The sequence below is a fragment of the Paenibacillus sp. FSL H8-0175 genome (assembly GCF_045040615.1).
Taxonomy (GTDB): domain Bacteria; phylum Bacillota; class Bacilli; order Paenibacillales; family Paenibacillaceae; genus Paenibacillus_AQ; species Paenibacillus_AQ odorifer.
Genome location: NZ_CP150299.1, coordinates 1630345 through 1643830 on the forward strand (window position 1 = coordinate 1630345; position 13486 = coordinate 1643830).

10 protein-coding genes and 1 pseudogene are annotated in these 13486 nt (G+C 38.6%); 10 read left to right on the plus strand and 1 reads right to left on the minus strand.

Going from position 1 to position 13486, the window contains the following annotated elements; translation table 11 throughout:
• Nucleotides 1-6 precede the first annotated feature (6 nt).
• The 10 genes and pseudogenes from MHH46_RS07070 to MHH46_RS07115 all read left to right on the plus strand — a co-directional run bounded on the left by MHH46_RS07070 (nt 7) and on the right by MHH46_RS07115 (nt 13228).
• A complete protein-coding gene (locus MHH46_RS07070; RefSeq protein WP_076195214.1) occupies nt 7-3348 on the plus strand; it encodes a non-ribosomal peptide synthetase in 3342 nt (1113 codons plus the stop codon).
• A 5-nt stretch (nt 3349-3353) separates the two neighbouring features.
• Nucleotides 3354-7739 (plus strand): type I polyketide synthase, encoded by a 4386-nt coding sequence (locus MHH46_RS07075; RefSeq protein ID WP_076195212.1) that lies wholly within the window; start codon nt 3354-3356, stop codon nt 7737-7739.
• A gap of 350 nt (nt 7740-8089) precedes the next feature.
• A pseudogene (locus MHH46_RS07080) lies at nt 8090-8536 on the plus strand (sigma-70 family RNA polymerase sigma factor); the annotation flags it as partial.
• A 342-nt stretch (nt 8537-8878) separates the two neighbouring features.
• A complete protein-coding gene (locus tag MHH46_RS07085; RefSeq protein ID WP_256716045.1) occupies nt 8879-9061 on the plus strand; it encodes a hypothetical protein in 183 nt (60 codons plus the stop codon).
• Entirely contained in the window at nt 8991-9860 is an 870-nt protein-coding gene (locus MHH46_RS07090) for an RHS repeat-associated core domain-containing protein (RefSeq protein ID WP_405132580.1), read from the plus strand. Before MHH46_RS07085 ends, MHH46_RS07090 begins: the two co-directional genes overlap by 71 nt.
• Nucleotides 9861-9868: 8 nt before the next feature.
• On the plus strand, nt 9869-10270 hold the full coding sequence (locus MHH46_RS07095) for a hypothetical protein (protein ID WP_076193581.1): 402 nt from the start codon (nt 9869-9871) through the stop codon (nt 10268-10270).
• Between the two features lie 355 nt (nt 10271-10625).
• The gene (locus tag MHH46_RS07100; protein WP_256717229.1) at nt 10626-11549 is read left to right on the plus strand and encodes an RHS repeat-associated core domain-containing protein; all 924 of its coding nucleotides are present in this window, start codon (nt 10626-10628) and stop codon (nt 11547-11549) included.
• A gap of 5 nt (nt 11550-11554) precedes the next feature.
• Nucleotides 11555-11959, plus strand: coding sequence for a hypothetical protein (locus tag MHH46_RS07105; protein ID WP_076193578.1), 405 nt, complete (start codon nt 11555-11557; stop codon nt 11957-11959).
• A 494-nt stretch (nt 11960-12453) separates the two neighbouring features.
• The gene (locus MHH46_RS07110) at nt 12454-12840 is read left to right on the plus strand and encodes a hypothetical protein (RefSeq protein ID WP_076193575.1); all 387 of its coding nucleotides are present in this window, start codon (nt 12454-12456) and stop codon (nt 12838-12840) included.
• Nucleotides 12806-13228 carry a hypothetical protein gene (locus MHH46_RS07115; protein WP_076193573.1) on the plus strand — a complete coding sequence of 141 codons (423 nt, stop codon included), beginning with the start codon at nt 12806-12808 and terminating at the stop codon, nt 13226-13228. The genes MHH46_RS07110 and MHH46_RS07115 overlap by 35 nt, the downstream gene beginning before the upstream one ends.
• A 33-nt stretch (nt 13229-13261) precedes the next feature.
• On the opposite strand, the gene MHH46_RS07120 is transcribed toward MHH46_RS07115, so the two are convergent.
• Complete coding sequence (locus tag MHH46_RS07120; RefSeq protein WP_076193570.1) at nt 13262-13450, minus strand: helix-turn-helix transcriptional regulator; 189 nt, start codon at nt 13448-13450, stop codon at nt 13262-13264.
• Between the last annotated feature and the right edge of the window lie 36 nt (nt 13451-13486).

Below are 13486 nucleotides of genomic sequence, written 5' to 3' on the forward strand. Positions count from 1 at the left end.
TATATAATGCTAGATAACAAACAAAAGAGTAAGGCTGATAACAGTTTACTAAAACAATGGCTACAGAATTCTATAAGTCATGATGCAAAGGGGATTATAGCGACCGCTCCTACAGGAGTAATTCCTCTATCTTTTGCTCAGAAAAGACTGTGGTTTTTACAACAATGGATGCCAGACTCATCAGGATACCATCTTCCTATTATATACCATATAAAAGAACAACTGGATGTCAATAAGTTGGAAGATAGCTTTAGAGAATTGATAAACCGTCATTCTATTTTACGAACTGTTTTTATCGAATTAGAAGGAGAACCTATTCAAGTTATTCTGGAGTCTCTAGAATTCGTACTTCCCTCCACAGATATCTCTATGTTGCAGATTATTGAGAGGGAAAAGAAGCTTAATTCAATTTTAAAAGAAAGTGTAAATCAACTATTCGATTTAAAAAATGGTCCTCTATTTCGTGCCGAGGTGATCCAATTGGGTATTGAGGAATGGATATTTTCTCTTTCTATTCATCATATTATAACGGATGGCTGGTCGAATGGGATTTTGATGAAAGAGTTAATTGCCGGCTACGAGGCGCGTTTAAATGGAATTCCATTAACAAAGAAAATGCCTCTTCAATATTATGATTACGCACGTTGGCAGACAAATCAATATGAAAAAGATCAATGGAAAGAGCATATGAAGTTTTGGAAAGAGTATTTGGAAGGAGCTCCTGCGTTAATAGAGCTCCCTCTGGATTATCCTAGACCAACAGTCCAGACTAGTAGGGGTGCTGTTTACGAATTCAACGTACCAGAGAGTACGTTGCGAAGTTTTCGTGATTTTTGCCTAAAAGAACAAGTCACCCCAGTTATGGCATTTCTAGCTCTATTTAAGCTGCTGCTTTATCGATATTCTGGGCAAGAAGATTTGCTAGTTGGACTTCCAGTCTTTAATCGACCAAAGAAGGAAATGGAAGGAATTACTGGTTTTTTTGCTAACACGCTGGTTATCCGTACGCGCATACCTGATGAGAAAATGACTTTCAAAGAATGGCTTCATAATATTCGGGATTCGGCATTGTCGGCTTATGAGCATCAGGAACTTCCCTTTGAAAAATTGGTAGAGATGTTACAACCAGAGCGTTCAACAACCCATAATCCTATTATTCAAGCTATGCTAAGTGTAGGAGCCGGATCATCTCAAGCCAAGCTTATGGGGGAGGGATTTAAAACATGGTCTACTTATCCATATGAGAGAAGTACAGCAAACTTTGATTTAACTCTCGAAATTACAGAACTAGAAGCTCCCAAGTTTTCTTTTGTATATCGCACTGACCTCTTCAAGTTGGAGAGTATACAGAGATTGGCAAAGCATTTTATTACTCTTTTACAAAACATTCTGGTTTATCCCAATCAAAGTATTGCTGAAATTGAGATGCTTTCCCTCGATGAGAAGGAAAAAATTCTCAATCATTGGAATGAAACAAGCAAAGCATACCCGGAGAATCTTCTTCATGAGCTTATAGAGCAGCAAGCACAGCGTTCACCGGATGCTCAGGCCATTTGTTTTGAAGAGACTTCGCTAAGTTATCAAGAGTTGAACGAACGTGCTAATCAATTGGCACATTTTCTCCAGAAGGAAGGGATTAATTGCGGGCAATTTGTAGGGGTCTGTATGGAAAGATCTATTGAAATGGTTGTAGCACTACTTGGAGTTCTAAAAGCTGGTGCAGCTTACGTACCTATTGACCCAACCTATCCTGTTGACCGTTTAACGTATATGTTGGAAGACTCCGGTGTGGCTTTCCTAATAACACAGAATTTCTTAGAAAAAGAACAACTCCATTCAATATTTACAGGTGCTATCAAATGTCTGAATCTGAATGAAGACTGGTCAGCTATTGAAACACAACCTAAATTCAATCCGAAAAGTGAAGTAACAATCGATTCTTTGGCTTATATGATTTATACCTCGGGTTCAACGGGTAAACCCAAAGGAGCTATGAATACACATAAAGCAATTAATAACCAGTTGTTGTGGATGCAGGAAGAATTTAAAATCTCTGCAGAAGACCGATTACTACAAAAAACGCCGTTTAGCTTTGACGTATCTATACCTGAAATATTTTGGCCCCTTAGTATTGGTGCTTCCTTATACCTAGCAGTACCCGAGGGGCATAAGGATCCATCTTATTTAATTGAAGCTATTCAGAAAAATCAGATTACTATTATTGGCTTTGTACCGTCCATGTTAACAATATTTCTGGAGGACCCGGAGGCTAGTCGTTGTACAAGCTTGCAGCGCGTTTTAGTGGCTGGAGAGGCGCTTACATCGGATTTGCAGAATAATTTTTTTGGATGCTTTCCTAGCACAGAACTGTACAACCTTTATGGTCCAACAGAAACTGCAGTGCATGCAACTAGTTGGAAATGTAATAAAGAAATGGAGAAAGCAGACATCCCTATTGGTCGACCTGCTGCTAATACGCAAGTCTACATTCTTGATCGTTACCTTTCCCCTACGCCTATTGGGGTTGCGGGGGAACTGCATATTGGTGGCGTTCAGGTAGGAAAAGGTTATTATAACCGTAGTGAATTAACTAATGAAAAATTCATCTTAAATCCATTTAAACAAGAGGAATTATTGTACAAATCTGGGGATCTAGCGAGATTTACCACAGAAGGGGTAATTGAATATTTGGGACGGCTAGATCATCAAGTAAAGTTGCGTGGCTTCAGAATAGAACTAGGAGAGATCGAAGCAGCAATTCGTTTGCACCCAAAAATACGGGAAGTTGTTCTTGACTTAAAGGGAAGTTCTCCTGATGACAAACAGCTTGTAGCATACTTTACAACAGAGGCTTACTTTCAACTTGAAGCTAGAGAGATTAGAAGTTTTTTAGGTGCTGTGCTACCTGAATATATGGTGCCGAGTTTTTTCATCCAACTTACACAGATGCCTCTCTTGCCCAATGGGAAAATTGATAAAAGGTCTTTGTCTAATGCACACAATATTTTGGAGGAAAAAAAGGATCCCATTAAACTACCTTCTTCAGTTCTTGAAATTGAACTTGGACAAATATGGAAGGATATATTACGGATAAGCGAAGTTGGGATAGAGGATAACTTCTTTGAAATTGGAGGACATTCTCTTTTAGTTATTAAAGTTAGATCTAAAGTATTAGAAAAATTACATAAAAACATATCAATGATGGACTTATTCCGTTTCAGTACAATTCAATCTTTAGCTCAATTTATGAACGAATCCACTAATACGGATGATACAACAATTTCAAATGTTAAAAGCAGGGCGCAGAAACAACGAGAAGCAATTAATAAGCTAAGAGGAAGGAGATAGCTATTATGGGTTCTAATATTGAGGATAATGAAGAGGATTTCTCCGGAGGAATCGCAATTATTGGAATGTCTGGGCGCTTTCCTGGGGCAGAAAATATTGAAGAATATTGGGAAATGCTCTGTAATGGAATAGAGGGAATACAGGTTCTAAGTGAAAAAGAAGATGCTATAATGAGAAAAAATCCCAAACTCCGTGATCACACTGATTATGTACCGGCAGGTGGGTTTATAAATGGGGTGGATGAGTTTGATGCCTCGTTCTTTGGTTATACGGCCCGCGAAGCACAGGTTATGGATCCACAACAGCGTATTTTTTTAGAAGAGGCATGGACGGTTTTAGAAAAAGCAGGTTATGATTCAAAGCAATATGAGAATCGTATCGGAGTATTTGCAGGAGCAGGAATGAATCAGTATTTTCTAAAGCATGTCTATCCCAATGAAGCAGCAATAATATCTGTGGGCAGTTTTCAGACTATGTTACATAATGAAAAGGATTATTTATCCACCCGAGCAGCTTATAAATTGGGTTGCAAGGGAGCTTCGCTAACACTACAAACAGCTTGCTCTACATCACTCGTAGCTGTAGCTATGGCTAGTCAAAGCCTTTTGTGTTATCAAAACGACATGGTAATTGCTGGAGGAGTTTCGCTGCCTGCGATGGAAAAATCAGGATACTTATATGAACAAGGCGGGATTGCATCCCCGGATGGGCACTGTAGGGCATTCGATGAGAAGGCACTGGGAACAGTACCAGGAAATGGGGTGGGCGTGGTTCTATTAAAAAGACTAGAAGATGCCCAAGCGGATGGTGACCATATATATGCAGTAATTAAGGGATCTGCAATGAATAACGATGGTGAACAAAAAATGGGCTTCACTGCTCCGAGTATTGAGGGACAAGTTGAGGTTATTGCAGAAGCGATTGCCCAAGCGAATGTAGGAGCTGAAACAATAGGCTTTGTTGAAGCACATGGTACTGGTACAAAACTAGGTGATCCGATTGAGGTAACAGCTCTTACAAAAGCGTACCGAATGTCTACAGATAAAGAAGGTTTTTGCGCATTAGGGTCCGTAAAAACGAATATAGGTCATCTTGACATTGCTTCTGGGGTTGCAGGTCTTATAAAAGCAACAATGGTTTTGCAGAATAAAATGATTCCTCCAACATTACATTTTCAAAAGTCAAATCCAGAGATTGATTTTGAAAAGAGCCCTTTTTATGTAAACAGTAATTTAATCTCCTGGCCTGAGAAACAAGTTCCACGTAGAGCTGGAGTTAGCTCGTTTGGGCTTGGAGGAACAAATGTACACGTTGTTTTGGAAGAGGCGCCTTCTAGAGAAGAATCGGGAGCTTCTAGACCTTACCAGTTAATCTTTTTATCTGCCAAAACACCGACTGCCTTAGACAGAATTAGCGAAAATCTAGTAAATACACTTACTGGTCAAGCTGATTTGCCCTTAGCTGATATTGCATATACCTTGCATGTTGGAAGAAGGGTGTTTCCTTACCGAAGAGTGATGGTGGCTGAGACAAATAAGGAACTTATTCATAATTTATCGCAGAAGAAGACAACCTCACCGGAAGATATTAGTTCAGGTCAAAATTCTGCAGTGCCCTTATTTTTATTCCCGGGACAAGGTGCCCAGTATATAAATATGGGTAAACAGCTCTATGAAACGCAGCATTATTATCGCAAGTGGATAGATGTGTGCACCAATCTGTTTCAGATACAACTAGGAGAGGATCTTCGCCAACTAATGTACCCTGCAGAAGGTACAAACAAAATTCTTGAAGAAAAATTACAGCAGACGCAAATGGCCCAAGCAGTAATTTTTACTACTGAATATGCAATGGCCCAACTTCTTATATCATTTGGTATCCATCCACAAGCAATGATTGGTCATAGCTTAGGTGAATTTACTGCTGCTGTGCTGGCTGAGGTTCTTACATTAGAAGATGCTATCTATCTGGTGTCACAAAGAGGCAGGTTGATGCAATCAATGCCCTTCGGAGAAATGATATCTGCATCTGTTAGCGAAACTCTTGCATTGCAATATTCAAATGATAGAATCTCAGTTGCTGCAGTGAATGCACCTTCACTTTGTGTTTTTTCGGGCACTGGGGAGGCTATCTCTCAATTGGAGGTTCAATTGACTACGGATGGGATTGAACATCGGCGTCTACATACTTCTCATGCCTTTCATTCTGCTATGATGAAACCTGCAGCGGAAACATTTGAGAACATTGTTAGAGAAGTAAAGCTATCCCCCCCTAAGATTCCTTATGTATCTGGATTTACAGGGACTTGGATTACGGATGAAGAGGCTACTGACCCAACGTATTGGGCTAGACAGTTATACGAAACAGTATATTTTGCTAAGGGGGTAGAAACACTTATAAAGGATATGAACGGAGTACCGATTGAAGTAGGACCGGGGCGTACTTTATCTGTCTTTGTGTCTCAACAACCATTATTACAGAAGCAAGCAATCCATACCATACGTCATCCCTTAAACCAGAGAGAAGATTATAAAATTCTGCTTGAGGCACTGGGGGAATTGTGGCTAAAAGGTATTGATATTGATGTCCGAGGTTTGTATGAAGGTCAAAATAGGCATAGGGTTGTACTCCCGACTTATCCATTTGAAAGAAAACGTTATTGGCTAGAAGAAGGGTGCATTAATTATGAAGTAGGAACAACTACTAATAATGACATCCAATCAACATCAAAAGATGACTTTCTATATAAGCCAGAACAAAAAGTGACTACATCAAATACGATAAGTACTTCTCCTGCAGATGTGTTATTGGGCATTACTGCGCTTTGGAGTGAACTCTTGGGCGAAGACCGAGTTGAGATAACGCAAGACTTTTTTGAACTGGGAGGTCATTCTCTACTTGGCATTCGTTTAATGAAACGTATGAGGGAGCTTTTTCAAATAGAACTTCCTGAGAGTACATTATATGAATTTCCGACAATTGAAGGGTTAGCTGGAGCTGTACAAGATGCTACTCTTAAACAACGGAGGTTGCCTAAAATTCACTGTGTTGAACGAAGTCAGCATATCCCAGCTTCGTGGATTCAAAACAGAATGTGGGAGCGGGAGATGATTCAAGGAGGAGAGTGCTGTACTACAGCAGTGGGATGGGAATATAAGGGCAACTTGGACATTTCATTACTTGAAAGATGTATAAATGAGCTAATTGAACGACATGAAGTACTGCGCACATCGTTACATAAAGATGAAAAGTGCGAAGAACTATTACAAGTCATTCAAGATTCTGTGGATATAGATTATCATCTGCCAATAATTAATTTAACACATTTAACTGAAGATGAGCAGGAACGAGAGATGCATGCATTGGCATTTATTGATGAGAGTACTCCATTTGATCTTAGTCGGCCTCTGCTCTGGCGTCTCACGCTTTACTTACGTTCAAATCATCGTTATGCGTTATTTATTAATGCTCATAACAGCATTATGGATGGCCCCTCTGCAAATATATTTTTAAGGGAACTGGGGGGATTGCTCCATCTTAGAGGGCAGGGTAGTGCAGATACTTTACCACCACTTCCAGTTCAGTTTGCTGATTATGCCAAGTGGGAACAAGAAATTTGGTCGGGTGATCGTTATACTAATTACCTGTCATATTGGAAAGAAAAGCTTAAAGATATCCGAATTACAAAATTACCCACTGACAGACCAAGGAAACCTGAGGGTGCAAAAAGTGCAGTTGAATCGTTTACTCTTAATCCAAATGTATCAGAATTACTGAGAAAAACCAGTCATACATACAGTTGCTCACTTTACACTGTTCTATTAACAGGATTTAATATCGCAATGCATACAATAACGGGTATGGAGGACCTGGTGACAGAGACTTCCTTTTCAAATCGAAATGTCACTGATATTGAGGGTATAATTGGTAGTTTAGTTAACTTTGTATTATTACGAGTGAACTTTTCTCAGAATTCTGCGTTATCAGAACTAATTTTGAGAACAAGGGAAACAGTAAACGGTGCAATTGCTCATAGTGAACTTCCTTTTGTGAAAATTATGGAAGAATTATATCCTGAGTTATACCGTAGTGAGAGAAACTATGTCCGAGGAGTTGCCTTTACACAGTATGAAAAAGGTAGTAGTCCTCCTTGGCCTGGCCTAGTTACGGAACGCAGATTGTGGGCTAGAAGATCATTATTTGATTTTTATATGAGCGCAGTCGATGAAGGTGAGGAGGGCATAGTATTTAATGTGGAATATGATTCATATCTTTTTGATTCCGCTACAATTAAAAGATGGCTCGTCCAGTATAATGATATTCTGCAGCAAATTGTTACAGCTCCTAACTCCCATCTGAATGATTTTGTTGCAATATCTTCTACTTATTGAGAAGGTAATGAAAGTATTTTTTAGTTTTTTTACTAACTTGTCAGTTTTAACAATCAAGTACTTCTTGAATCGTCAATAATTACTTTGTCTCCTATTCGAAGGTACGTGATGTAACAAGCATAGAGAATTTGCTTTCTCATTTAAGTCTCTTAGATCATTTAGTTATTATTGATAATAGTAAAACAGATGATGAGATTATTTGCGAAGCAGATAAAAGCGGAATAAGTTAATATGTCAATGAATTTCAGAATGGACGCATATTATTGAGCAATAATTGAAAAAAAGGAGACAAATAAACCAACTAGCATCGTAACCGATCACGTTGGTTTTTTTTTACATCATATCGTGTCCATAACCTCAAAAAATTCGATAATACCGGAGAAGACATGGAGGATTTAATCTCCATCGGCACGATCGGCTTGATTAAAGCTATCGAGAGCTACCGCCCGAACAAAGGGACAAAGCTGGCCACTTTTGCGGCACGCTGTATTGAAAATGAAATTCTGATGCACCTAAGATCCTTGAAGAAAACACGGAAAGACGTATCTCTGCACGATCCGATTGGGACAGACAAGGAAGGTAATGAAATTACACTTATCGATATCCTTGGTTCGGAAGCGGATGATGTTATTAAAGAAGTGGATTTGAAGATCGAGAAGAGTAAGATTTATCGCAACCTAGATATTCTGGATGACCGAGAGAAAGAAGTTGTGGTGGGTAGGTTTGGGCTGGATACAGGTGGAGAAGAGAGGACGCTCATGAAGCTTTATCATGAGTTTTATAAGGCTAAGCGGTAGGATCTTAGATAATAACTAAAGATTCACTATAGAGTGTTTTAAAAGTGACTTGCCAACAAGGGAGTTGCTTTTTTGTTAATTCAAGTAGTTGGGCTAAATGAACATAAAAAAGCATATTCAGAAAATTAACTTTGTAACTGCTGAGGGTTGTTTTATGACATACAAAGAAATATATGATCTTTATATTCAATTGTTGCTGGCGGACTTCGTGCGATAATGAGAAAAGGTAACACACATACGCAAGTAAACTATGATTTAAATGGACAGTTTATTACGGAAGAAAGGTTAAATGGGAATAATATCGTGTAGAAATCCACGTATGTCCGAGGCGACCGAGTTTTGGTGAAGAAAGACAAGACCACTAGTAAAGATTACTATTATCTGTACAATGGTCACGGCGATATTGTACAGAAGGTAGATACGAGTGGCGCAGTAGTGAATAGCTACGCCTACGATGTGTGTGGCAACATTACCACAAAAAGAAGAAACACTAAACCCATTCAAGTACACAGGGGAAGTGTATGATGAAGAGACAGGACTATACTATCTACGGGCACGGTATTATGATCCGAGTATGAGGCGTTTTTTAAATGAGGATACGTATGAGGGGCAGATTGATAATCCGCTGAGTTTGAATCTTTATACGTATGTGGAGAATAATCCTTTGATTTATTCTGACCCCAGTGGTCACCAGTTGTTACCTACTGGAACAGGCTATAGTAACAAGAAAATGCTTCAGCATTGTATGAATGTTGGTGCTGGAACATGTTGGAGCGAATTTAAGGCGGGGACAATCGAAGCCTCCATCGCAGTTGCAGACTTTTTAGTTGTGGATGACATTAATACAATATTAAACCCTAACGCATCTTCATTTGACAAAACCCTCGCCGCTGCTAATTTTATACCTATTGCAAAATTTGTTAAAGGTGGTCGACTTATTGTTAAGTTGGCGAGCAAAGAAGGTAGGCAAATTGAGAGGGCTATTAATTTTACCGGTACCGGAGTAGAAAAAATTCTTGAATCCACTCTTAAATCTTACGAACAGGCTAGAAACTTAGCACTTGATATTGTTGGTGATCTAGGACCCGGTTCTAAGTCAGTAATTGGTCGATTACCTAGTAGTGCAGGATACGGTCAAGTTGTTGGAAGACAATCGGCTGATGGGAAGTTGTTATGGAGACTAGACTATGATCCAAATAAGGGGACTCACATTAATATTGAAGACTATCGTGGTGGCAAAGGCAATAATGCAACTAAACTGGTAATTCCCTTTGAAGGAAATGAAAGTACATTTAGGTCGCTATTAAAGCACCTTCAACCTTAGGAGGCTATATGACTTTATTTGAGGAATGTATTCAAGCACTTGGAGATGGAACGGAGATAGTAACTATTCAAAAAACAGAAGAACTATTTAGTCAACTTGTGAGCTTTTTTCCAGTCACATCTTGGGGAAGAATAAATTGGGATAACATATCGAGGTGCTATGAAATCTCAAAGCCTCAAGAGGTTTTATCGATTATAGAGAATGAATTTAGTGGGGATTTTAATTCGAAAGTATTTCTACTCTGGAATTATACTGATGCTCCTAGCGTTTATACAGAGTTAAGTCAAGTATTAAATAACATCGATGACGTTACTGCTGTAGGTTCAGATACATGGATTTTTTGTCCATCATCCGGTTATGTAATTGAGTATTTTCATGAGGGACAAGTAATGCTTGGCTTCAAAGACTAATTATTTTTCATTAAATAGATGTATAATGATCTTGTATCATATATTTTCTAATTTAGCTTCACTAGTTCTGTTGATATGAATTAGTTTCTAAATGTAAAGCTATAACAAGCACGCAAAGACCTTTCTTAGTCCTACTAAGCAAAGGTCTTTTTATAGTTTGTCGACCACCTAGTACCGAATGAACTGAATCGGTTCATTCAAATATACTTAACTGTCGTAATCCCACGATAACTATTTCTCCGATTTAAGTGTACGCACATGAAAGACTCTAATATTATAAGTGATAACGGAAGAAAAGCTAAGCGGCAGTAGTGTTGTGCATAAGGCGAACTTTGTTCGCGGAGACCGGGTGCTAGTGAAGAATGACATCACGGCGGCAAAAGATTACTATTACCTTTACAATGGCCATGGTGACGTGGTACAGATTGTGGATACGAAAGGTAAGCCGGTGAACAGCTATGAATATGACGTATGGGGCAACATCACTAGCCAGATAGAAGGAGTCTCCAACTCCTTCAAATATGCGGGCGAAGTGTATGATGCCGAAACAGGACTTTATTATCTGCGTGCACGGTATTATGACCCGAATATAGGGCAGTTTTTAAATGAGGATACGTATGAGGGGCAGATTGATAATCCGCTGAGCTTGAATTTGTATACTTATGTTATTAATAACCCGCTTAAATATATTGACCCAACAGGAAATATGCATGAAATGGGCGGGAAATCGTCTGGGGGTTCTGGTGGAGGAGGAGCTTATACAGTTCCAAAATGGTTAGTTAGTGAATTTAAGTTTGTTAAAACACAAAGTCCAAGGACCTTACCTAAAAATTTAAAAATACCAACGGATAGCGCTAATTCTTCTAGTAAGTTGAGAGCAGAAGTCAATACCCAAAGGAATAATACTAAGGGGACCGTTGAAGTTGAAAAAGCATTAACAACTTATAACCCTCAATTTGCTGCTCAGCAAATGCTAAAGAATGGTAAAGTTCCAATAGAGAATTTGGAAAGCATGGTTCCTAACGGTGCTGCCAACGGGTTTAAACCTTCCGCAACAATAGCAGATGGGTACAAGTATAATTATGAGATTAACGGTACAAAAATTGAAATAAAATGGCATGCTCCTGATGCGAATGCTGCTGCTAAATTTCCTAGTAGCAATTCAGGAAGCGGTTGGACTGCACAAATTAAAGTTGGAAACAAGTTGCTTGGTCAAGATGGTAAATTCTATAGAAATCCAAGTAATATCACGCACATACCTGTTGATTTTGGGAGGTAATAATTTTGTTGGATTATTATAAATCGTTGCCTGATTACATTTCCACAACCCAATTAAGAGAGTTGTTTGAGGAATTCATTTCGTCGAATAGTTCAAACAAAAATGATATTGGAGTTGCATTAGAGTCATTAGTTGAATTAGCAGACAGACAGTGGCATACGTATGAGTTAATCGACTCTGAATTAAGAAATAGGGTTGAAGAATGGATAATTGGTATTTGTAATAAAGAGTCGTTACATGATATTGAGCTAATCTCATTGATTATCGGACGGCTAGGTTTAGTAAAGGTTTATATACACCTGAAAAATTTACTAACTGGTAATGTGAGAAATGAGATTAGGACAGTTATTCACGAGTTAATTGATGAGTTAGACGGTCATGTCGATGACCCTTATCATGGAATGAAGTGAAAAAATGAACACCTTGATTGGCTACGTGCCTTTCAAGGTTGTTTTTTCGTGGGGCTACCCAGTGCCGAATGAACCCATCATTCAACCAATAACACACTTCACCCAAGAAATACCGTTATAAGAATTTCATGATTTATGTTGTACGCACATTATTGCTTGACAAGTATAACCTAAATAACGCTAGTTCGTAACAAAAAAGGGTCGATTATGGTCAGATACCACCATGATTGACCTGTTTTTGTTATCTACGTTATCCTCTTTTTTTTCAAATCAATTGCACCTGTAAATTAGCTACTGTGATAGCCATAGCGAGAAGATACTTAATCATAAAGTTTTTCACAACTTAATGAATGGATGGCTCGATCATTACACTGACAGGACGTAATTGAACATCTTGCATAGGGAAGGTCATGTGTTAAAGGCTAGCCACCGACTCCCTCATTACTATAATACAAACGGCAAATACGTCAAAAGTTTTGGCCGTGGGGGAATGCATGAACAACATACAAATTTCTATTGATAAAGTTTCACTTGAATATCATGGAGTGACAGTGAGCTTTTACAATCAACTCGCACTGTCATTTCGAGATTGGTTTGATATTAAACCAACTATACGTCACAAAGGTTATGTATACCAATGGCATCTAGCAATGGATGATGCTTATCTTTATTTGCGGTATCAACCATGGTGTCAGAAAAAATCAAGGAAGTACACGTTACAAATTGAAACTCATCCAGACCACTTAGTTAAGTTTCAACGCTTGCTTGTTACCTTATATAAACATTCGCAGAAAGTATACCTTAACCGAATTGAATTGGCTTTCGATATTCCATATCCAATGAGCAATGAGCAATCTGTTCATTGCTTCCAATACGGGTGAAGGAACTCGATATTTTGGGCGAAAAGACCAAAGAAAGCAACATGCTTATTGCCATAACTATGATAAAAAGTTAGAGAGGAAATGGAAAGGAATTGAAGAAGTGGTGGAACGAACAAGAGTGGAATTAGTATACAGACCCGTTGAGAAAATACCTTTAGAAAGTATCATTCAGTATCCACCTAAGTTCAATGATTACTATACTTGTAGCATCATTATGGATTTGGAAGCTGTTAGGGTGGAAAAAAGAGCCATGATACTAGCATTACAAAATGGCTTAATGCTACCCGATGAACTAAGCAAGCATCATCGGGCATCAATAAAAGAAATGATGTCCTCACAGCAATTAGTTGATTTCGATGGCTTGCCGCTGGGCATTAGGCAGATTTAATAACGATAATCTGTGCTTTAGTTTGCGGCAAGGTTAGTCATCTTCCAGTACAAGAAGTTCGTTTAGGCTGATGTTGAGTGTTCGGCAAATCTGTTCCAAGGTGTCGAAGTAAGCTGCATTCACTTTATCGGAGCAGAGATGGCTAATTGTACTCGGTCGAATGTTCATTCTTCGTGCAAGTTCTCGTTGACTAATTCCTTGTGTTTCAAGGATTTCTTTTATTTATTTTGAACAGTTTGATAATGATGTATTGATCGT

Bases quoted from the DNA above. Each gene is read 5' to 3' on its own strand.
- MHH46_RS07115 (WP_076193573.1), top strand. From the start codon at position 12,806: ATGAGCAATCTGTTCATTGCTTCCAATACGGGTGAAGGAACTCGATAT.
- MHH46_RS07090 (WP_405132580.1), top strand. From the start codon at position 8,991: ATGTGTGTGGCAACATTACCACAAAAAGAAGAAACACTAAACCCATTC.
- MHH46_RS07095 (WP_076193581.1), top strand. From the start codon at position 9,869: ATGACTTTATTTGAGGAATGTATTCAAGCACTTGGAGATGGAACGGAG.
- MHH46_RS07110 (WP_076193575.1), top strand. From the start codon at position 12,454: ATGAACAACATACAAATTTCTATTGATAAAGTTTCACTTGAATATCAT.
- MHH46_RS07075 (WP_076195212.1), top strand. From the start codon at position 3,354: ATGGGTTCTAATATTGAGGATAATGAAGAGGATTTCTCCGGAGGAATC.
- MHH46_RS07070 (WP_076195214.1), top strand. From the start codon at position 7: ATGCTAGATAACAAACAAAAGAGTAAGGCTGATAACAGTTTACTAAAA.